The organism is Rhodoferax sp. GW822-FHT04A08 (assembly GCF_058801025.1).
Window position 1 is genome coordinate 227,191 of record NZ_JBXAMW010000006.1, and the last position, 21,500, is coordinate 248,690.

18 protein-coding genes are annotated in these 21,500 nt (G+C 60.1%); 10 read left to right on the plus strand and 8 right to left on the minus strand.

All coding sequences use genetic code 11. The features are described 5' to 3' along the window. Window positions 1–20: 20 nt before the first annotated feature. The 4 genes from AC1RMF_RS14230 to hemA all read right to left on the minus strand — a co-directional run bounded on the left by AC1RMF_RS14230 (window position 21) and on the right by hemA (window position 3,776). On the minus strand, window positions 21–473 hold the full coding sequence (locus AC1RMF_RS14230) for a GNAT family N-acetyltransferase (protein WP_493142247.1): 453 nt from the start codon (window positions 471–473) through the stop codon (window positions 21–23). A 19-nt stretch (window positions 474–492) separates the two neighbouring features. After that, complete coding sequence (gene prmC / locus AC1RMF_RS14235; RefSeq protein ID WP_493142338.1) at window positions 493–1,311, minus strand: peptide chain release factor N(5)-glutamine methyltransferase; 819 nt, start codon at window positions 1,309–1,311, stop codon at window positions 493–495. A gap of 14 nt (window positions 1,312–1,325) precedes the next feature. Continuing rightward, entirely contained in the window at window positions 1,326–2,444 is a 1,119-nt protein-coding gene (gene prfA / locus AC1RMF_RS14240; protein WP_493142249.1) for a peptide chain release factor 1, read from the minus strand. Window positions 2,445–2,516: 72 nt separating this feature from the next. Further along, on the minus strand, window positions 2,517–3,776 hold the full coding sequence (gene hemA, locus AC1RMF_RS14245) for a glutamyl-tRNA reductase (RefSeq protein ID WP_342618687.1): 1,260 nt from the start codon (window positions 3,774–3,776) through the stop codon (window positions 2,517–2,519). Between the two features lie 77 nt (window positions 3,777–3,853). On the opposite strand from hemA, the gene AC1RMF_RS14250 reads away from it, so the two are divergent. After that, window positions 3,854–4,132, plus strand: a complete 279-nt coding sequence (locus AC1RMF_RS14250; RefSeq protein WP_493142251.1) for a hypothetical protein — start codon at window positions 3,854–3,856, stop codon at window positions 4,130–4,132. Window positions 4,133–4,141: 9 nt separating this feature from the next. On the opposite strand, the gene AC1RMF_RS14255 is transcribed toward AC1RMF_RS14250, so the two are convergent. From AC1RMF_RS14255 to ugpQ, 4 genes are all read right to left on the minus strand, one after another. Then, on the minus strand, window positions 4,142–5,779 hold the full coding sequence (locus tag AC1RMF_RS14255) for a SpoVR family protein (protein WP_493142253.1): 1,638 nt from the start codon (window positions 5,777–5,779) through the stop codon (window positions 4,142–4,144). After that, window positions 5,776–7,047: a YeaH/YhbH family protein gene (locus AC1RMF_RS14260; protein ID WP_493142255.1), complete on the minus strand. Its 1,272-nt coding sequence runs from the start codon at window positions 7,045–7,047 to the stop codon at window positions 5,776–5,778. The genes AC1RMF_RS14255 and AC1RMF_RS14260 overlap by 4 nt, the downstream gene beginning before the upstream one ends. A 24-nt stretch (window positions 7,048–7,071) precedes the next feature. Next, entirely contained in the window at window positions 7,072–8,994 is a 1,923-nt protein-coding gene (locus AC1RMF_RS14265; RefSeq protein ID WP_342618684.1) for a PrkA family serine protein kinase, read from the minus strand. Window positions 8,995–9,188: 194 nt separating this feature from the next. Then, window positions 9,189–9,986 (minus strand): glycerophosphodiester phosphodiesterase, encoded by a 798-nt coding sequence (gene ugpQ / locus AC1RMF_RS14270; RefSeq protein ID WP_493142258.1) that lies wholly within the window; start codon window positions 9,984–9,986, stop codon window positions 9,189–9,191. A 189-nt stretch (window positions 9,987–10,175) separates the two neighbouring features. On the opposite strand from ugpQ, the gene AC1RMF_RS14275 reads away from it, so the two are divergent. The 9 genes from AC1RMF_RS14275 (at window position 10,176) to aspS (ending at window position 21,471) form a co-directional block, all read left to right on the plus strand. Beyond that, on the plus strand, window positions 10,176–14,081 hold the full coding sequence (locus AC1RMF_RS14275; protein ID WP_493142260.1) for a DUF3683 domain-containing protein: 3,906 nt from the start codon (window positions 10,176–10,178) through the stop codon (window positions 14,079–14,081). Between the two features lie 56 nt (window positions 14,082–14,137). Then, the gene (locus tag AC1RMF_RS14280; RefSeq protein ID WP_342618681.1) at window positions 14,138–14,551 is read left to right on the plus strand and encodes a gamma-butyrobetaine hydroxylase family protein; all 414 of its coding nucleotides are present in this window, start codon (window positions 14,138–14,140) and stop codon (window positions 14,549–14,551) included. Window positions 14,552–14,667: 116 nt separating this feature from the next. After that, on the plus strand, window positions 14,668–15,399 hold the full coding sequence (ubiE, locus tag AC1RMF_RS14285) for a bifunctional demethylmenaquinone methyltransferase/2-methoxy-6-polyprenyl-1,4-benzoquinol methylase UbiE (RefSeq protein ID WP_493142262.1): 732 nt from the start codon (window positions 14,668–14,670) through the stop codon (window positions 15,397–15,399). A 24-nt stretch (window positions 15,400–15,423) separates the two neighbouring features. Then, a complete protein-coding gene (locus AC1RMF_RS14290; RefSeq protein WP_493142263.1) occupies window positions 15,424–16,377 on the plus strand; it encodes a Tim44 domain-containing protein in 954 nt (317 codons plus the stop codon). A 39-nt stretch (window positions 16,378–16,416) separates the two neighbouring features. Next, window positions 16,417–16,977, plus strand: a complete 561-nt coding sequence (locus AC1RMF_RS14295; protein ID WP_493142264.1) for a ubiquinone biosynthesis accessory factor UbiJ — start codon at window positions 16,417–16,419, stop codon at window positions 16,975–16,977. After that, on the plus strand, window positions 16,974–18,542 hold the full coding sequence (ubiB, locus tag AC1RMF_RS14300) for a ubiquinone biosynthesis regulatory protein kinase UbiB (protein ID WP_493142265.1): 1,569 nt from the start codon (window positions 16,974–16,976) through the stop codon (window positions 18,540–18,542). The genes AC1RMF_RS14295 and ubiB overlap by 4 nt, the downstream gene beginning before the upstream one ends. Before the next feature lie 51 nt (window positions 18,543–18,593). After that, the gene (locus AC1RMF_RS14305) at window positions 18,594–18,920 is read left to right on the plus strand and encodes an FmdB family zinc ribbon protein (protein WP_493142268.1); all 327 of its coding nucleotides are present in this window, start codon (window positions 18,594–18,596) and stop codon (window positions 18,918–18,920) included. 61 nt (window positions 18,921–18,981) lie between these two features. Continuing rightward, complete coding sequence (locus AC1RMF_RS14310; RefSeq protein WP_493142340.1) at window positions 18,982–19,608, plus strand: DUF502 domain-containing protein; 627 nt, start codon at window positions 18,982–18,984, stop codon at window positions 19,606–19,608. Window positions 19,609–19,656: 48 nt separating this feature from the next. Then, window positions 19,657–21,471 (plus strand): aspartate--tRNA ligase, encoded by a 1,815-nt coding sequence (aspS, locus tag AC1RMF_RS14315; RefSeq protein ID WP_493142270.1) that lies wholly within the window; start codon window positions 19,657–19,659, stop codon window positions 21,469–21,471. Window positions 21,472–21,500: the final 29 nt, after the last annotated feature.

Sequence of the window (21,500 nt, forward strand, 5' to 3'; positions counted from 1 at the left end):
CGTAGCAGCTGAAGGCAGGTTCAAAGGTTCAGGTTGTAGGCCAGGAAGACTTCGTCGAGCTGCCAGCCCAAGGAAGCGTACAGCGCTTGCGCCGGCTGATTGGTGCGCGCCGTGGTGAGGTCCATGCGGGCAGCGCCCTGTTGCCTCGCATACTGTGCCGCAAACTGCAGCAGCGCTTTGCCCACGCCGGACTTGCGTTCCCCCGGGGCCACATACAAGTCATACAGCACATAAATCGGGGCTGCAATCACCGAGCAAAAGCTTGGGTAGAGCTGGCTGAAACCCCGTGCAGTGCCCATGGCGTCCTCGGCGATCAGGATGGTGGACTGCCCTTTGGCCATGCGCTCGCCAATGAACCGTCTGGCCAGCGCCAGATCATCCGGCTGTTCGTAGAACTGCCGGTAGCCATTGAACAGAAGAGCTACGGTATCCAGATCAGCTGGCGTTGCCAGCCGTACATTGATGGTCTGCATAGGGTTTTGTGCTTTCTGTTCAAGCCTGCCATTGGCCGCCGCTGCAGCGCTCAATGCCTGGCAGGTCGCGGCGGGATTGGACGTTGTGAAAGCCGGCATTTTGCAACAGGGTGCGTACGGCAGGGGCTTGGTCATAGCCATGCTCCAGCAACAGCCATCCGCCTGGCAGCAAACACGTGGGCGATTGCGCAACGATGGTACGGATTGCATCCAGTCCGTCCTCTCCACTGACCAACGCCTGCAGGGGCTCATGCGTCAGCGCAGCCAGATGCGCATCCTGTGCCGCGATATACGGAGGGTTGGAGACGATCAGCGAAAAGCGTTCTTGCACGTTTTGCAGCCAGGAACCCTTGTGGAAGTGAACGGCAAGCCGCAGTCGTGCTGCATTGCCCTCTGCCACCGCCAGGGCGTCCGTGCTGAAGTCCAGCGCATGGATCTGCCAATGGGGGCGTTGGTGCTTTAGCGCCAGCGCAATGGCGCCACTGCCGGTGCCCAAGTCGATGGCGCTGAGCGCTTCGGCTCCGATCGAGTGCCAGGCATCCATCACCTCAAGCGCCCAGTCCACCAGGGATTCAGTATCTGCGCGCGGATCCAGCACGCGCGCGTCCACGGCCAAATCCAGGCCATAGAACTCCTTGTGCCCGGTGATATAGGCCATGGGTTCCCCGCGCGCGCGGCGTTGCGCCAGGGTGTGCACGTGGTCTTGCGTCTGCGCACTGAGCTCGTCACTGCCATGCGCCAGCAGCCAGGCCCGGTCGCTGGTGGGGCGCTGCAGGGCATGCAGCACCAACATCTGCGCGTCCAACCGATCGATGCCCAGGGACTGGACATGCAACATGGCCTGCGTCAGGTTCACGCGTTGAGCTCCAGGGCTGCCATTTGCTGTGCGGCTTCATAGGCCTGCAGGGCTTCAATCACGTCGCCCAGATCGCCTTCCATGATGGACAACAGCTTGTACAGCGTGAGGTTGATGCGGTGGTCGGTGAGGCGGCCTTGCGGGAAGTTGTAGGTGCGGATGCGGTCGCTGCGATCGCCGCTGCCCACCAGGCTCTTGCGCTCTGCGGCATCCTTTGCGGCGCGTTCGGAACGCTCTTTCTCATGGATGCGGGCAGTCAGCACCTTGAGGGCCTGCGCCTTGTTGCTGTGCTGGCTGCGCCCGTCCTGGCACTCAGCCACGATGCCGGTGGGAATGTGGGTGATGCGCACGGCCGAGTCGGTCTTGTTGATGTGCTGGCCGCCGGCGCCGCTGGCGCGGAAGGTGTCAATGCGCAAATCCGATGGATTGATCTTGATGGCCTCAGCCTCGTCTTGCTCGGCCAGCACGGCCACCGTGCAGGCACTGGTGTGGATGCGGCCCTGGGTTTCGGTCGCTGGCACACGTTGCACGCGGTGGCCGCCCGACTCAAACTTGAGCAGCCCATAGGCGCCACAGGCGCCGGTACTGGTCATCACCGTGCCCTCCACCCGCAGCACCACTTCCTTGTAGCCACCCAGTTCGCTCTCCGACGAGCTCATGATTTCCGTCTTGAGGCCCTGGGCATCGCAATAGCGGGTGTACATGCGGGCCAGGTCCGCCGCAAACAGGGCGGATTCATCGCCACCGGTGCCGGCGCGGATTTCCACAAAGGCAGGTCGCTGATCGTCCGGGTCCTTGGGCAACAGCATGCGCTGCAACTCTTGGTCCAACTGGGCTAGCTCGGCGGTGGCGCTGTCTACCTCTTCTTGCGCCATGGCCAGCATATCCTCGTCGTCGGCAGAGGCCTTCAACATCTCTTGCCCGGCTGCCAGATCGGCCTCGCGCTGCTGGTAACGCGCCCAGCGGCTGGCCACTGCGCCCACTTCGGTGTGTTCCCGTGAGAGCGCCAGGAATTGCTTCATGTCCTGCATGATGTCTTCGCGTGAGAGCAGGAATTCGAGCTCTCCCAGACGGTCGGCGTAGCGGGCAAGTTGTTGGCGCAGAAATGGTTTCATGGTGTTGCAAAAGACAAAGAACAAAGAAACTGCCCCAATGAAGCGGGCAGAGGCGGCGACAGGGCAGGGCCGCTAACGTTCTTTGCGCAGGAAAAAGCGTTGGATGGCGGTGCTGGCACGCTCGCGCGCAGTCACGTCGCCCGCATGCAGTTCGGCCATGGCGCCGTGCAGCATCTTTTGCGTGAGACCCTTGGCCAGTGCTTCCAGGGCTGCGTCCACATCGCCGTCACGCGCCAGCAGCTTGCGGGCGCGCGCCAGTTCGGTGGCACGCCACTGCTCGGCCTGGGAGTTGAGTTGCTGGATCAGCGGCACCGAGTTGCGCTGTTCGATCCAGTGCATGAAGCTCTGCACCCCGGCATCCACGATGGCCTCGGCCTGTGCCACCGCTGCCTGGCGGTTGGCCTGGGCGGTCTGCACCACGCTGGCCAGATCGTCCACGGTGTAGAGGTACACATCGCCCAGCGCCTTGACCTCAGGCTCAATGTCGCGCGGCACGGCCAGGTCCACCATGAACATAGGGCGGTGGCGGCGCTTCTTGAGCGCACGCTCCACGGCACCCAAGCCGATGATGGGCAGGGAGCTGGCGGTGCAGCTGATCACCGCGTCAAACTCGTGCAGGCGCTCAGGCAGGTCGGCCAGACGCATGACTTCAGCACCAAAGCGCACGGCCAGCTTTTCACCGCGTTCCAGGGTGCGGTTGGCAATGGCGATGGATTGGGGATTCTTGGCTGCGAAGTGGGTGGCGCAGAGTTCGATCATTTCGCCCGCACCTACAAACAGCACCTTGACCTTGGCCAGGTCTTCGAACAATTGCGACGACAAGCGCACGGCGGCAGCGGCCATGCTGATCGAATGTGCGCCGATTTCCGTGGAGGTGCGAACCTCCTTGGCCACAGCAAACGAGCGCTGGAACATCTGCGACAGCGTGGTGCCCAGCGCGCCAGCCGCATCGGCAGCACGCACAGCATCCTTTATTTGACCCAGGATCTGGGGCTCGCCCAGCACCATCGAGTCCAGCCCGCTGGCTACGCGAAAGGCATGGCGGGCGGCCTGATCGCCCTCCAGGTGGTAGGTGTGAGAGCGCAGCTCATGGGGAGAAACACCGCCCGACTGGGCCAGCCAGTTCAGCGTTTGTTCCAGTGCAGCTTCGTCACCTGCGCAATAGATCTCGGTGCGATTGCAGGTGGAAACAATAGCGGCCTCCGGGTTGCGGGCCAGGCTTTCCCGCAGGGCTACCAGATGGGGCTCCACCGAGTCCATGGCGAACGCAAACCGACCGCGCAGGTCCAGCGGTGCGGTGGTGTGGTTGATTCCTAATGCCCAGACTGCCATACGTTTATTAGTGGATTATAAAATCCCGGCCATTGCTATACCAAAGTTGAGCCGTTTTACGGACTTCGCCCCTTCCCATGAGTCTGTTTGGCTTGATCGATCACCTGCTGAATTTCCTGCTGCCAGCGTTCACCGTCGGGCTCCTGGTCGCTGTGTTGGCGCCGCTGGTGATCAAGAAGGCGCGCACCCATCATAGCTGGCTCATGCAGGGCGCTATCAATTCTCTAGCATGTTTTATTGCCCTGCTTAGTGGGCTTTGGTTTTTCGGTCACGACGGCAAGATGGCCAGTTATGCGGCCATGGTATTGGCCTGCGCAAGCTGCCAATGGTTGATGGCTGGTGCCTGGCGCAGCTGAAGCTCGCCTTCAAACCGTCGGGGCGGGAACGCTCCACTGCTTGGTGACGTCACTGTTGGCATTGACACTCTCCAGCTTCACGCCGAATCCCCAAAGGCGCGCCGTATGCTTCAGCACTTCCTGCGTGCTGTCTCCTAAAGGCCGGTCCTGGTAGGGGAAATGGCGCAGTATCAGCGTGCGGTCCCCGCGCAGATTGACATTCCAGACCTGAATGTTGGGCTCGCGCGTACCCAGGTCGTACTGCTGCGACAGGGCCTGGCGCAGTTCGGCGTAGCCCGCCTCGTCGTGGATGGCGCCCACCTCCAGTTCGACCTTGCGCTCGTCGTCATGAATGGCAAATAGCCGGAAGTCGCGCATCAGCTTGGGACTGAGAAACTGGCCGATAAAGCTCTCGTCCTTGTAGTTGCGCATGGCATGGTCCAGCGTGGGCAGCCACGGCGCTCCGGCCATGTCGGGAAACCAGCGCCGGTCTTCCTCGGTCGGGTGTTCGCAAATGCGCTGGATGTCGGTGTACATGGCAAAGCCCAGCGCGTAGGGGTTGATTCCGCTGTAGGCGCGGTGCCCAACCGGCGGCTGGTAGATCACATTGGTATGCGAACTCAGCCATTCCATCATCACGCCGTCGCTCAGTTGACCGTCGTCGTACATGGTGTTGAGCAATTTGTGGTGCCAGAAGGTGGCCCAGCCTTCGTTCATGACCTGTGTCTGCCGCTGCGGGTAGAAGTATTGGGCGATCTTGCGCACCAAGCGCACTACTTCGCGTTGCCAAGGCTCCAGCAGCGGAGAGTTCTTTTCAATGAAGTACAGCAGGTTTTCCTGGGGCTCGCTGGGAAAGCGCTGCGCTGCCGGTGCATCTTCCGCCTTGTCCAGGCGCTGGGGCAGGGTGCGCCAGAGATCATTGACCTGGAGCTGGGCATGGGCCTCACGTGCACGTCGCTCCGCCAGCTCCACCGCCAGACTTTTCTTGCTGGGGCGGCGATAGCGGTCCACGCCGAAATTAGCCAAGGCATGGCAGGAGTCGAGCACGGATTCCACCGCGTCCAGCCCATAGCGTTCCTCGCATTCGGCGATGTAGCTGCGCGCAAAGACCAGGTAATCGATGATGGACGAGGCATCCGTCCACATGCGAAAGAGGTAATTGCCCTTGAAGAAGCTGTTGTGGCCGTAGGCCGCATGGGCAATCACCAGGGCCTGCATGGCGGTGGTGTTCTCTTCCATCAGGTAGCTGATGCAGGGGTTGGAGTTGATGACGATTTCATAGGCCAGTCCCATGTTGCCGCGGCGGTAGCGCTTGTCGGTGGCAATGAACTCCTTGCCATAGCTCCAATGCCGGTAGTTGATGGGCATGCCCACACTGGCGTATGCGTCCATCATTTGTTCGGCGGTGATGATTTCCAGCTGGTTGGGATAGGTGTCCAGGCCAAAGCGCTGCGCCGTATCGCGAATCACGTCGTGGTACTGCTCGATGATGTCAAACGTCCAGTCACTGGTATCAGGCAAAGGGTGGTGGGCTCGTGGAGGTGCTGGCAAGGGTTGCTGCAATGTGTGGCGCGCCCTGCGTTCCCCGGCCACAGGAATGCGTGCGACATCATCCATGTGCCGGTTTTCGGCCGTTCGACCACTGACGCTGGTGAGCGGCGTGTTCATGCGTTGGCCCCTTCCTTTTTGAACAGATCCCGGAAGATGGGGTAGATGTCGGTGGGTTCGATGACCTTGCGCATCGCAAAGTTGGCATGGTCAGCACCGATTGCTGCGTATTCTTCCCAGAGGTTCTGTTCCTCCTCGGCAACCTGGATGTAAGCGTAATAACGGCACAGTGGCAGCAGTGTGTCGGCCAGCAACTCGCGGCAGCGGCCGCTGTCGCTGCTGAAGTTGTCGCCATCGCTGGCCTGGGCACCGTAGATGTTCCATTCGCTGGGCGAATAGCGCTGAGAGATGATCTTCTGCATCAGGTCCAGCGCGCTGCTGACTACCGTGCCCCCGCTCTCCGTGGCGTGGAAGAAGGTGTCCTCATCCACTTCCTGCGCCTGGGTGTGATGGCGGATGAAGACGATGTCGATCTTTTCGTAATGGCGGGTCAGGAACAGGTACAGCAAGATGAAAAATTGCTTGGCCAGGTTCTTGCGCCCCTCGTCCATGGAGCCTGACACATCCATCAGGCAAAACATGACGGCCTTGACCATGGGCACCGGCGTCTTCACCACACCGCGAAAGCGCAGGTCCAGCGGGTCCAGAAATGGGATGCGCTTGAGCCGCAGTTCCAGGTCCTTGATCTCCTGACGCAGCGCCCGGATGGCAGCCTCATGCCCCAAGGGAAAGCGCTCCAGCTCCGCTAGAGCGGCAATCTTGTCTTTCAAATCCTGGCGTGCGCCCGCACCCAGTGACAGGCGTCGACCCAGCGCATGCCGCATGGACCGCACGATATGCAGGTTGCTGGGTGTGCCGTCCTTGGTGTAGCCGGCCCGGTGCGATTTCCACTCCGGCGTTTCGCCGATCTGGTTGCGAATCAGGCGCGGTAAAGCAAGCCCGTCAAAGAAGACTTGCATGAACTCCTCTTTGCTCAGGGTGAAGATGAAATCGTCTTCGCCTTCACCGGAGTCGCTGGCTTTGCCGCCCCCCTTGCCACCACCTCCGTCTTGCGGGCGCTTGATGCGGTCGCCACGCAAATGGTCGGTGTTGCCCGGATGCACCAAATCACGCACGCCTCCCGACCCATGGTGAAACACGGGTTCGCTGATGTCTTTCCTGGGAATGGTGACGTCTTCGGCCTGCTCCATGTCGCGGATGCTGCGTCCCGCAACGGCCTTGCGCACGGCCTCCCGAATCTGCTCCTGATGGCGGCGCAAGAACCGCTCCCTGTTGCCGATGGACTTGTTTTTGCCGGCAAGCCGGCGGTCAACAATGTGTAGGGCCATAGGGTGACTTCAGGTTGGGCGACCTCAGGAACTCTTGCGCACCCGCAAATACCACTCACACAGCAGCCGCACTTGCTTGGATGTGTAGCCCTTGGCCACCATGCGTGTCACGAAGTCCTCGTGCTTGCGCGCATCGTCGGCGCTGGCCTTGGCATTGAAGCTGATGACGGGCAACAGCTCTTCGGTATTCGAGAACATCTTCTTTTCGATGACCACCCGCAGCTTTTCGTAGCTGGTCCAGGATGGATTCTTGCCCTGGTTGTTGGCACGGGCACGCAGCACGAAGTTGACGATCTCGTTGCGGAAATCCTTGGGATTGGCAATGCCTGCAGGCTTTTCGATCTTCTCCAGCTCGGCGTTCAGGGCCACACGGTCAAACACCTCACCTGTGTCGGTGTCGCGGTATTCGTTGTCCTGAATCCAGTAGTCCGCGTAGGTGACGTAGCGATCAAAGATGTTCTGGCCGTATTCGCTGTAGCTCTCCAGATAGGCGGTCTGGATTTCCTTGCCAATGAACTCCGCGTAGCGGGGCGCCAACAGCTCCTTGATAAAGCCGGTGTACTTCTGTTCCAACTCGGGCGGAAGCTGTTCGCGCTCGATCTGTTGCTCCAGCACGTACATCAGGTGAACCGGATTGGCGGCCACTTCGGTGCTGTCAAAGTTGAACACCTTGGACAGGATCTTGAAAGCAAAGCGGGTGGACACGCCCGTCATCCCTTCATCCATGCCAGCATAGTCGCGGTATTCCAGATAGCTCTTGGCACGCGGGTCGGTGTCCTTGAGGCTTTCACCGTCATACACCGCCATCTTGCTGAACAGGCTGGAGTTCTCGGGCTCCTTGAGTCGGGTCAAGACTGCGAACTGACTCATCATCTTGAACGTACCCGGTGCACAGGTGGCGGAACCGAGTGACGACTCGCGGATCAGTTTTTCATAGATCTTGATCTCGTCGCTCACGCGCAGACAGTAGGGCACCTTAACGATGTAGATGCGATCCAGGAAGGCCTCGTTGTGCTTGTTGTTCCGAAAGGTCTTCCATTCACTTTCGTTGCTGTGCGCCAGCACCACCCCATCAAACGGAATGGCGCCGAAGCCTTCCGTTCCCTTGAAGTTGCCTTCCTGCGTTGCCGTGAGCAGTGGGTGCAGCACCTTGATGGGCGCCTTGAACATTTCCACGAATTCCAGCAGGCCCTGGTTGGCCTGGCACAGACCGCCAGAGAAACTGTAAGCGTCCGGATCATCCTGGGAGAAGGTTTCCAGCTTGCGGATATCCACCTTGCCGACCAGGGACGAAATGTCCTGGTTGTTTTCGTCACCCGGTTCGGTCTTGGAAATGGCGATCTGCTTGAGCACGTTGGGGTAGCGCTTGACCACCCGGAACTGGCGTATGTCTCCGCCGAACTCATCCAAACGCTTGACGGCCCAAGGTGACAGGATGCGCTGCAGATAGCGCGTTGGAATACCGTAGCTATCCTGCAATATCGGCCCGTCTTCAACCGCATCGAACAGGCCTAGTGGGCTTTCATTGACCGGGGATCCTTTGATGGCATAGAAGGGCACCTGTTGCATCAAGTGTTTGAGGCGCTCTGCGAGCGAACTCTTGCCACCACCAACCGGGCCTAGCAGATACAGAATCTGCTTGCGCTCTTCCAGGCCCTGCGCGGCGTGGCGGAAGTAGCTCACGACCTGTTCCACCACCTCTTCCATGCCGAAGAACTCGGAAAAGGCGGGGTAGATCTTGATCAGCTTGTTGGCAAATATGCGCGACAAGCGTGGGTCGTTGCGGGTGTCCAGCACCTGTGGCTCACCGATGGCTTTGAGCATGCGCTCCGCCGCAGTTGCGTAGGCCAAAGGATTGCGTTTGCACTCGAGCAGATACTCGTCGAGGCTCATCTCTTCTTCGCGGCTACGCGCAAAGCGGGCTACGTAATTACCAATCGCGTCCATAAGAACTCCTGGCAAGTAACAGCAACACAACCAATCACTCCGATGCCGGAAGTGTAGGTATTGTTTCCATACTAATCCAAACGTTTCAATGAAAGTTGGGGTTTACCGAAAGAGAACAATAGACCTAAGGTGAATAAACCCAAAGTGGCTAAAAAAACACAGCGCGCGATGTCGGAAACAAGAAATTTTTTGCGCTATGCAGCAGGACTGAACAAGTCCACCCGGTCCGTGATCACGCCGTCGGTGCCCAAGGAAATCAGACGTGCCGCCTCTTGTGTGTCGTTCACCGTATAGCTCAAGGTTCTGAAGCCGGCTGCCTTGGCTTGCAACACGGTGTCTGCATTCCATAGCGTGTGGTTGCACACGATGGCCTGGCATTGCAGTGTCTGTGCCTTGGAGAGCCAGGCGGACCAGGGCAGCTCTTCCAGCGCATCGATCAACAACCCGCGCGGCAGTTCGGGTTGCGATGCCAGGGCACCTTCCAGTGCGGGAATGTCAAAGGAAGTGAGCAGTGGTGGAATTGCAACGCCGTTGAAATGGCGTGCAGCGTGTTGCGCCACCACTTCACCGGTGCGGTATTCGGTGCCCGGCGTGGGCTTGATTTCAACGTTCAGAAAAAAACTGTTGCGTACGCAAAACCGCGCTATGGCCTCGAAAGTAGGTAGTGGCTCCGCTACAAAAATGCGGGAGTGCCAACTGCCGGCGTCCAACTGGGACAGTGCGTGCCAACCGTGGCTTCCCGCAATGTCACTGACGCCTGGCTGCCCCACACCCAGTCGCTCGGCAGCGTTGGTGGTTCGCTGCAGTTCTGCGTCATGCATCAGGAATGGCACGCCATCGGCGCTGAGTTTCACGTCGCACTCGAACATGCGGTAGCCATGGCCGGCACCGGTACGGAAAGACGCCAGGGTGTTTTCGGGGGCCAGCTTTCCGGCTCCGCGGTGGGCAATCCAGCGGGGATAAGGCCAGGCAGGCAAAGTGCGTGGGTTCATGAGGGATCAAATCGGGCAAAGGTTATTTCAACATTGTGCGTCAGCCGGGCACTGTTGCAGACTGTGCTGCCGGTGTGGCCTTTTCAGAACAGAAACGGTCGCTTTGGTGCACTGCGGTACCATCGCAGGTCTGCCATTTCAGCCTGTGGACTGGCCTTTCAGCTCCTCCGGTTGCCCAGACCCTACCCGATGAACGCACCCACTCTAATCACGCATCTGACCAGCGCCGACCCTGCCGCTCAAGCGGCTGCAGCCCATCCGCACGAGCGCATTCGCGAGATCCCTTACAACTACACCTCCTTTTCCGATCGGGAAATCGTCATCCGACTGCTGGGCGAACAGGCCTGGGAGACGCTCAACAAGCTGCGTGAGGAGCGCCGTACCGGCCGCTCTGCCCGTATGTTGTACGAGGTGCTGGGCGACATCTGGGTGGTCCAGCGCAACCCCTACCTGCAGGACGACCTGCTGGACAACCCCAAGCGCCGCGGCATGCTGGTGGAGGCTTTGCACCATCGGCTGAGCGAAGTGGCCAAGCGCCGCACCCCGGACGTGGACCCGGAACGCGACGCCATGGTGGGCGAGTTGCTGACCGCCGCCAGCGCATCGGTCAAGGCTTTTGATGCCGCCTTTGAGGAAGTCGCCGCGTTGCGCCGCAAGGCACTGCGCCAGCTGAACCGGGTCACGGCCAAGGACAACATCAAGTTTGACGGCCTCTCGCGCGTCAGCCACGTCACCGACGCCACCGACTGGCGCGTGGAATACCCCTTTGTGGTGCTTACGCCGGACTCGGAAGAAGAGATGGCGGGCCTGGTCAAGGGCTGTATCGACCTTGGTCTGACCATCATTCCCCGCGGAGGTGGCACGGGCTACACCGGCGGCGCCGTCCCGCTGACCTGGAAGAGCGCGGTCATCAACACCGAAAAGCTGGAGGCCATGACCGAGGTGGAGATGAAACGCTTGCCTGGCATGGACCGCGAAGTAGCCACTGTCTGGAGCGAGGCGGGCGTGGTGACCCAGCGCGTGGCCGATGCGGCCGAACGTGCCGGCTATGTGTTCGCGGTAGACCCCACATCGGCCGAGGCCAGCTGCATAGGCGGCAATATCGCCATGAATGCAGGCGGCAAGAAGGCTGTGCTGTGGGGTACGGCCTTGGACAACCTGGCCAGCTGGCGTATGGTGACGCCGCAGGCCGAGTGGCTGGAAGTGACCCGCATCAACCACAACATGGGCAAGATCCATGATGCGGACGTGGCCAGCTTCGAGTTGCAGTATTTCAAGGCCGATGGCAAGACGCGGCTGCGCACCGAGCGCCTGGATATTCCCGGGCGGTCCTTCCGCAAGGAAGGCCTGGGCAAGGATGTGACCGACAAGTTCCTGAGTGGCCTGCCCGGCATCCAGAAGGAGGGTTGTGACGGCCTCATCACCAGCGCACGCTGGGTGGTGCACCGCATGCCCCAGCACACCCGCACCGTGTGCCTGGAGTTTTTTGGCGATGCCAAGCTGGCGGTGCCCAGCATCGTCGAGATCATCGACTTCATGTTTGCCGAGCAAAAGCGCAGCGGCGTCCTGCTGGCCGGGTTGGAGCACCTGGATGACCGCTACCTCAAGGCGGTGGGCTACGCCACCAAGTCCAAGCGCGGCGGCTTGCCCAAGATGGCCTTGTTTGGCGACATTGCGGGTGACGATGCCGACGCGGTGGCGCGCGCCACTTCCGAAGTCGTGCGCATTGCCAATTCGCGCAGCGGCGAGGGCTTTATTGCCATCAGCGCGGAAGCGCGCAAGAAATTCTGGCTGGATCGCAAGAAGACCGCAGCCATCAGCCGCCACACCAACGCCTTCAAGATCAATGAAGACGTAGTGATCCCGCTGCCGCGCATGGCCGAATACACCGACGGCATCGAGCGCATCAACATCGAGCTGAGCCTGCAGAACAAGCTGGCCCTGTGCGATGCGTTGACTGAGTTCCTGCAGCAAGGCAATTTGCCGCTGAGCAAGGCCAGCGACACCAACGATGTGCCCGAGCCTGCGCTGTTGCAGGAAAAGGTGGATCAGGCGATTGCCTTGATTGCCGAAGTACGTGGGCAATGGCAGGACTGGCTGAGCAATGTTGCAGACCTGTTCACGCAATTGCAGAACCACAACCTGCGTGCAAGCTGGAAGACCCAGATCCGCGCACCCTTGCAAGGCATCTTCACCGGTGGCGCGTTCGAAGCCGTGCTCAAGGAATGCAATGCCATTCACCAGCGCGTGCTCAAGGGCCGGGTCTGGGTGGCGCTGCACATGCATGCTGGCGACGGCAATGTGCACACCAACATCCCGGTCAACAGCGATGATTACGACATGCTGCAGGCGGCGCACGGTGCCGTCAAACGCATCATGGCCTTGGCCCGCTCGCTAGACGGGGTGATCTCTGGTGAGCACGGCATTGGCATCACCAAGCTGGAATTTTTGAGCGATGCCGAACTGGCACCGTTCAGTGCCTACAAGGCCAAGATCGATCCAGACGGGCATTTCAACAAGGGCAAATTGCTGCGTAGTCCGGATGCCCATGCCGACCTGACCAACGCCTACACGCCGTCCTTTGGGTTGATGGGCCACGAGTCGCTGATCATGCAGCAGAGCGATATCGGCGCCATTGCCGACTCGGTCAAGGACTGCCTGCGCTGCGGCAAATGCAAGCCGGTATGTGCCACTCACGTGCCGCGTGCCAACCTGCTCTATAGCCCCCGCAACAAGATCCTGGCCACTTCGCTGCTGGTGGAAGCCTTCTTGTACGAAGAGCAGACCCGTCGCGGCATCAGCATCCGCCATTGGGAAGAGTTCGAGGATGTGGCTGACCACTGCACCGTCTGCCACAAATGCGAGTCGCCTTGTCCGGTGAAGATCGACTTCGGTGACGTCACCATGAACATGCGCAACCTGCTGCGCAAGATGGGGCAGAAAAGCTTCCGGCCTGGCAACGCTGCGGCCATGTTCTTCCTGAATGCCACCAACCCGCAGACCATCAAGCTGGTGCGTGCAGGCATGGTGGGCATTGGCTTCAAGGTGCAGCGCTTTGCCAATCAGGTGTTGCGATTGGCTGCCAGGGCGCAGACCAACAAGCCGCCAGCCACCGTGGGTACTGCGCCCATCAAGGAACAGGTGATCCACTTCATCAACAAGAAGATGCCCGGTGGTTTGCCCAAGAAGACCGCGCGTGCCCTACTGGACATCGAGGATGGGGATTACGTGCCCATCATCCGAAACCCCAAGGACACCACACCCGAGACGGAAGCAGTGTTCTACTTCCCCGGCTGTGGCTCTGAGCGCCTGTTCAGCCAGGTGGGGCTGGCCACCCAGGCCATGCTCTGGCATGCCGGGGTGCAGACCGTGTTGCCACCGGGTTACCTGTGCTGCGGTTATCCGCAGCGCGGCTCCGGCCAGGCCGACAAGGCCGAGAAAATCATCACCGACAACCGGGTGCTGTTCCACCGCGTGGCCAATACCTTGAACTACCTGGACATCAAGACCGTGGTGGTGAGCTGCGGTACCTGTTATGACCAGCTGCAGGGTTACGAGTTCGACAAGATATTCCCTGGTAGCCGCATCATCGACATCCATGAGTACCTCCTGGAGAAGGGCATCACCCTGGTGCCGCAAGGTGGTACGGGAGACGGTTACCTGTTCCACGACCCCTGCCACAGCCCCATGAAGCTGCAGGACCCCATGAAGACGGTCAAGGCGTTGGTAGGTGATACCGTTCTCAAGAGCGATCGCTGCTGCGGCGAGTCGGGCACGCTGGGTGTGTCGCGCCCCGATATCTCGACCCAGATCCGCTTCCGTAAGGAAGAGGAGCTGCGCAAGGGCGAGGCCGAGCTGCGCGCATTGACGGCAACATCTGGAGATGGCTCCCAGGACAAAGGCAACCTGAAGATACTCACCAGCTGCCCCAGTTGTCTGCAGGGTCTGACACGCTACGGCAATGACCTCAACAACGGCTTGCTGGAGGCCGACTACATTGTGGTCGAGATGGCACGCAAGATTTTGGGTGAGGAGTGGCTGCAGGCCTACGTGCAAAAGGCCAACGCCGGCGGTATTGAGCGGGTACTGGTCTAAGACTGGGCTTTGGCCTTGCGAAGCACCCAGGATTGGGTGCTTCGTACAATGCCCGCATGGCTGGATTACAAACAGGCTCGCCCACTCCAGAGGCGCTCACGGTGCACGCGCAGTCGCGCGTGCTGGAAATCCGTTTCTCTGACGGTGCGAACTTTCGCATTCCGTTCGAATTGATGCGTGTCTATTCTCCTTCGGCCGAAGTACAGGGCCACGGCCCGGGCCAGGAGACATTGCAAACCGGTAAGCGCAACGTGACCCTGACCGGCCTGGAGCCGGTGGGCAATTACGCGGTTCAGCCTAGCTTCTCGGACGGCCACGACAGCGGGCTGTTCACCTGGGATTACTTGTACTTTCTGGGCTCTCAGCAGGAGCAGCTCTGGCAGGAATACGAGCAGAAGCTCAAGGCCGCAGGAATGGATCGTGATGCGCCCATGCCCGAAAAGGCCGGTCATGGCTGCGCCAGCCACTGACTAGATCCTCCCTGTGCATGCACGGCTGCGTGCACAAACACAACGCATATGCGACCGAATGGCAATTCAGGCTGCATTAATCGGGTGCAGGGTGGTGAACTGCATAAAATCAGTGCATGACTACCACCCATTTTGGTTTCGAATCCGTCGACGAGGCGGAAAAAGCGCGCAAAGTGCGCGGTGTGTTTGACTCTGTCGCACCCAAATACGACCTGATGAACGACCTCATGTCGGCGGGCCTGCACCGTGCATGGAAGGCCTACACCGTGATGGTCGCCAACCTGAAGGAAGGGGACCGTGCACTCGACATTGCAGGGGGCACGGGCGATCTGGCCATGGCCTTTGCCAAGAAGGTCGGCGCCAGCGGACAGGTGGTGCACACCGATATCAACGAAGCCATGCTCAGCACCGGGCGTAACCGCCTGCTGGACGCTGGCGTGGTGCTGCCAACCATCGTCTGTGATGCCGAAAAGCTGCCGTTTGCCGACAACTATTTCGATCTGGTCAGTGTGGCGTTCGGCTTGCGCAACATGACCCACAAGGACGTGGCTTTGGCCGAAATGAACCGGGTCCTCAAACCCGGCGGCAAGCTGCTGGTACTGGAATTCTCCAAGGTGGCCAAGCCACTGGAAAAGGCCTATGACTGGTATTCCTTCAAGGTGTTGCCGCGCCTTGGCAAGCTGGTGGCTGGGGATGATGCCAGTTACCGCTATCTGGCCGAGTCCATCCGCATGCATCCCGGTCAGCAGGAGCTAAAGGCCATGATGCACAAAGGTGGTTTCGGACATGTGGACTACCACAACCTCACCGCCGGTGTGGCGGCGTTGCATGTTGGAATCAAGTGCTAAGCAAGTAATTTTTTGGAGTATTCGATGAAGTGGTCAGTCTGGATTTTGGCTATCGCCCTGGCGCTCGGTGCTATGAATGCCGAGGCAGCCAAACGATTGGGCGGCGGCGGATCCCTGGGCAAGCAGTCCAGCAATGTGACCCAACGCCAGGTGGCGCCTGCAGCACCCAGCCAGGGTGTCAACAACACGGCCGCCAAACCCGCACCCGCAGCTGTTCCGTCGGTCGCGCCGCAGCGACGTCCTTGGGGCGCCATGCTGGGCGGTCTGGCCGCCGGCCTGGGGCTGGCCTGGTTGGCGCAGTCCCTGGGCATGGGTGAGGCATTTGGCCAAGTGCTGATGTTTGCCGTGCTGGCTTTGGGCGTGTTCATGCTGCTGAGTTTCTTCATGCGCAAACGCAACGCCGATGCTGCCGTGGCCAGTCCATTTGCCTTCCAGGGCAGTGGAGGTGTCATGCCTCCCACCGTTCCCTACAGGCCGGAGAACGTTGGCAATGATGCTTCGGCACGCCCCTTTGAGCGCAGCGGCATGTCACCGCTGGATGGCAATGGCGCCTCCATCATTGGTTCGGCACTTTCGGGTTCGCAAACCTGGGGTATACCGGCCGGATTCGATACGGAGGGCTTCCTGCGCGCAGCCAAGACCAACTTCGTGACGCTGCAGGCGGCCTGGGACCGTTCGGACATACCGGCTCTGCGCGCCATGATGACCGACGAAATGCTGAGCGAAATCCGCACCCAGTTGGCCGAACGTGAGGCACACGCCGGATCAACTCCCAACAGCACGGAAGTGGTGATGATCGAGGCACGCCTTCTGGGCATTGAGGAGTTGCCCAGCGAATACATGGCCAGTGTGGAGTTCTCGGGCATGATCCGCGAAGAACCTTCCGCAGGCCCGAGCCCGTTCCGCGAGGTGTGGAACATGACCAAGCCCAAGAGTGGCGGCGGTTGGCTGGTGGCCGGCGTGCAGGCGCTGCAATAGACATCAAAGCGCATCACTTTCAGGGAATAATCGGGGACTATGGCAACACAGTCCCCTTTTTCCTTTCTGGAAGATGTCTTTCAGAAGTTTCCCCTTCCCACACCCCCGGCCTGGGCGGTAGACGAGGCACATCGCAAATGCGTGCTGATGCTCAACCATGTGCTGATGCAGGAGCCCCAAGCCATGCAGCGGCTGGTGCGACAGTCGGGCAGGGTGATTCTGGCGCAATGGCGCAGTTTCACGTTCAGGCTGCTGGTAACACCCGCAGGGCTGCTCGATCTGGCCACTGAAGATGCCACCCCCGATCTCACGCTGGTGCTGACGGAAGAGTCGCCTCTCGCACTGGCTGGGTGCCTGATGCAGGGCGAGAAGCCTCCAGTGCGTATCGAAGGGGACGTGCAACTTGCCGCGGAGGTCAACTGGCTGGCAGACAACCTGCGCTGGGACGTGGAAGAGGATCTCTCCCGCATTGTGGGTGATGCACCTTCCCATATGCTGATGGAGGCCGGACGCAAGATCACGGGTGCGCTACGGGATTTTCTGGGTAAAAGAGCGGGCGACAAGTCCGCATCCGACGCAAGCACCGGCAATACCCCATGAGTCGCCTGGGCCGCGGCTTGTTCATTGTCTGGATCGTCCTGCGCTACGGGCTGGACGAACTGGTCCTCAGTAGTTTCCAGAAACCCTGGCTGCACTGGATTGCACGTGTGGTGTCCGTGGGCCGACGTGATGCGCCGCGCGGCCAGCGGCTGCGGGAGGCACTGGAGCGGCTGGGCCCGATCTTCGTCAAGTTCGGTCAGGTGATGTCCACTCGCCGTGATCTGATGCCCGTGGATATTGCGGATGAGTTGGCCAAATTACAGGACCGGGTTCCGCCGTTTCCGGTAGAGCAGGCTATTGCCATCATCGAGCGCACATTGCGCAAGCCTTTGGCAGAGATTTTTGTGTCTTTTGACCAGGTGCCGGTTGCCAGTGCTTCCATTGCGCAGGTGCACTTTGCCGTGGTGAAGGACCGTAGCGGCCAGGTTCGCGATGTGGCAGTCAAAGTGCTTCGCCCCGGCATGCTGTCCACTATCGACAAAGACCTGAGCCTGATGCGCATGATGGCCGGTTGGGTGGAAGGCCTCTCAGGAGATGGAAAGCGACTCAAGCCGCGCGAGGTGGTGGCCGAGTTTGACAAGTATCTGCACGACGAACTGGATCTGATTCGCGAGGCCTCCAGCGCCGCACAACTGCGCCGCAACATGGAAGGCCTGCAACTGGTGCTGATCCCCGAGATGCTGTGGGATTTCTGCACGACCGAGGTGCTGGTCATGGAGCGCATGGTGGGCGTTCCCATCAACCAGGTGGAAAAGCTGCGCAGTGCTGGAGTGGATATCCGCAAACTCGCACGTGACGGCGTCACCCTGTTTTTTACCCAGGTGTTCCGGGATGGCTTCTTCCACGCGGACATGCATCCGGGCAATATCCAGGTCAGCCTGGATCCCAAAACCTTTGGCCGTTACATCTCGCTGGACTTTGGCATCGTGGGCACACTCACCGAGGTCGACAAGGAATACCTGGCACAGAACTTTGCCGCGTTCTTCCGGCGCGACTACAAGCGGGTGGCCGAGTTGCACGTCGAGTCCGGCTGGGTGCCCGCCACGACCCGCGTGGACGAGCTGGAAGCGTCGGTGCGGTCGGTCTGCGAGCCGTATTTCGACCGGCCGTTGAAGGAAATCTCACTGGGCCTGCTGCTGATGCGTCTGTTCCAGATGTCGCGCCGGTTCCAGGTGGAAATCCAGCCACAGCTGGTGTTGTTGCAGAAAACGCTGCTCAATATCGAGGGCTTGGGGCGAGACCTGGACCCGGAGCTGGACCTGTGGGCCACCGCCAAGCCTTTCCTTGAAAAATGGATGCTGGAGCAGGTTGGACCGCAAAAATTCTTCCACCAGCTCAAGGACCAGGCGCCGCACTACGCCAAGCTGCTACCGGAGTTGCCCATGCTGCTGCACAGCTACCTCAAGCGTAGCAACGAACCAGCCATTTCCGACAAGCTGGTAACCGAGCTGCTGCTGGAGCAAAAGCGCACCAACCGCATGCTGCAGATGCTGATTGCAGTCTTTTTCGGCGCATGCTTCGGCGCGGGCGTAATGATGTTCCTGGTCAGAGTACGGCCATTTTAGGCACGGCTTTATAATTTAAGGCTTTGCAACCACTGGTCAAAGTCTCATCCCATGCCTATATACGCTTATAAATGCGAGTCCTGCGGGTTTGCCAAGGACGTGCTGCAAAAAATCTCTGATCCGGTGCTGACCGAATGCCCCTCCTGCGGCAAGTCCAGCTTCCAGAAACAGGTCACCGCCGCGGGCTTCCAGCTCAAGGGTTCGGGCTGGTACGTAACGGACTTCAAGGGCTCTTCCGGCTCGACATCCGCTCCCGCCACGGCACCAGCGACCGGGGAGAGTGCGGCTCCGGCAGCCAGCACTGCAGCCGAGTCGTCTTCCAGCAAGACCGAAACGGCTGTGCCCGCTGCACCTGCCGCCAAGCCGACAGCCAGCTGATACGCCGTACACACCCACCGGAGTTACCGTGCCCTTCAAGAAATACCTGCTCACCGGCCTGATGGTCTGGCTGCCCCTGGCCATCACCATCTGGGTCCTGCTGTGGCTGGTTGGCACGCTGGACTCCGTGTTCTTCGGTGTGCTGGCTGGCTTTTCTGCCGTTGCGCCGACAGCAATGGGTCCGATGGTTGAACGCCTGCACGGTATTCCCGGGCTGGGCGTGGTGCTGGTAGCTGCCGCGCTGCTGTTGACTGGCGCTCTCGTCTCCAACGTGGCGGGTCGCTGGTGGTTGCGCCAATGGGATACCTTGTTTACCAACATTCCCATCGTCAAGTCGATCTACAACAGCGTCAAGAAAGTCTCTGATACGCTGTTCTCCAGCAATGGCAATGCCTTCCGCACTGCCATGCTGATTCAGTATCCGCGCGCAGGTAGCTGGACCATCGCCTTCCAGACGGGTATCCCCGGCGGAGAGGTGCGATCCCACTTGGGTGATGACTTTGTCAGCGTGTATGTTCCCACCACGCCCAACCCGACCAGCGGCTTCTTTTTGATGCTGCCGCGTTCCGAGGTCATCGAGCTCAACATGAGTGTGGATGAGGCATTGACGTATGTGATTTCCATGGGTTCGGTGGCACCTGCCGAGCAGGCCCTTCCGGTCAAACCAAACCCCGTCTCTTCCCATTAATTTTTTAGAAACCAAGCTGCCTCCAGTGCAGTGTCAAGAAAGCAAGCTATGGCCATGCGTTCCCACTATTGCGGTCTTGTGACCGAAGCCCTGATGGGCCAAACCGTTACCCTGTGCGGATGGGTGAACCGTCGCCGTGACCATGGCGGCGTGATCTTTGTCGACCTGCGCGACCGTGAGGGTTATGTGCAGGTCGTGTGCGATCCCGATCGCGCGGAGATGTTCAAGGTCGCGGAAGACCTGCGCAACGAATTTTGCGTGCAGATCAAGGGCCTGGTGCGTGCACGCCCCGAAGGTACCGTTAACGAGAACCTCAAGAGCGGCAAGATCGAAGTGCTGTGCCACGAGTTGACCGTGCTCAATCCGTCGGTCACCCCTCCGTTCCAGCTCGATGACGACAATCTGTCGGAAACCACACGTCTGACCCACCGCGTGCTGGACCTGCGCCGCCCCTACATGCAGAACAATCTGATGTTGCGTTACCGTGTGGCCATGGAAGTGCGCAAATTCCTCGACGCCAATGGCTTTGTGGACATCGAAACACCCATGCTGACCAAGAGCACGCCTGAAGGTGCGCGCGATTACCTGGTGCCCAGCCGCGTGCACGACGGTCATTTCTTTGCGCTGCCGCAATCGCCCCAGCTCTTCAAGCAGTTGCTGATGGTGGCGGGCTTTGACCGCTACTACCAGATCACCAAGTGTTTCCGTGACGAGGACTTACGCGCCGACCGCCAGCCTGAATTTACCCAGATCGATATCGAGACTTCTTTTCTGAGCGAAGAAGACATCCGTGAAATGTTCCAGGGCATGATCACCACCGTGTTCAAGAACACCATTGGTGTGGACCTGGGCGAATTCCCGGTCATGACCTACCAGGATGCGATGCATCTGTACGGCTCGGACAAGCCCGATTTGCGTGTCAACCTGCAGTTCGCGGAGTTGACCGACGTGATGGCCGATGTGGACTTCAAAGTCTTCTCGGGTGCTGCCACCATGAAGGGTGGTCGCGTGGTCGCCCTGCGCGTTCCGGGCGGCTCCAAGGAAGGCGGCGGCATCAGCCGCGGCGAAATCGACGCCTACACCGAGTTCGTCAAGATTTACGGCGCCAAGGGTCTGGCCTATATCCGCGTCAACGAATTGGCGAAGGGCCGCGACGGCCTGCAAAGCCCCATCGTCAAGAACATCCACGACAAGGCGCTGCAAGCCGTGCTGGAGCGCACCGGTGCGCAGGACGGTGACCTGATCTTCTTCGGCGCCGACAAAGAGAAGATCGTCAACGACGCCATCGGCGCCTTGCGCATCAAGATCGGCCACAGCGAGTTTGGCAAGAAGAACGGCTTGTTCACCGCGGGCTGGCGCCCGATGTGGGTGGTGGACTTCCCCATGTTCGAGTTCGACGAGGAAAACCAGCGCTATACCGCTGTGCACCATCCCTTTACCGCGCCCAAGGAAGGTCATGAGGACTGGATGGTCACCGCTCCGGAGAAGTGCATTTCCCAGGGCTACGACATGGTGTTGAACGGCTGGGAGATGGGTGGTGGTTCGGTGCGTATCCACCGTGCCGATGTGCAGCAGAAAGTGTTTGATGCCCTGAAGATCACGCCCGAAGAAGCACAGGCCAAGTTTGGTTTCCTGCTGGACGCGCTGCAGTATGGTGCTCCCCCGCACGGTGGCCTGGCCTTCGGCCTGGACCGCATCATCACCCTGATGACCGGTGCCGAGTCCATCCGTGACGTGATCGCCTTCCCCAAGACCCAGCGTGCCCAGTGTCTGCTGACACAGGCGCCCAGCCCGGTGGACGAAAAGCAGTTGCGTGAGTTGCACATCCGGCTGCGCAATGCCGATCTGACCAAGGCGGCGTAAGCCGGTGGCGTCTAGCTGAGCTTCTGTTT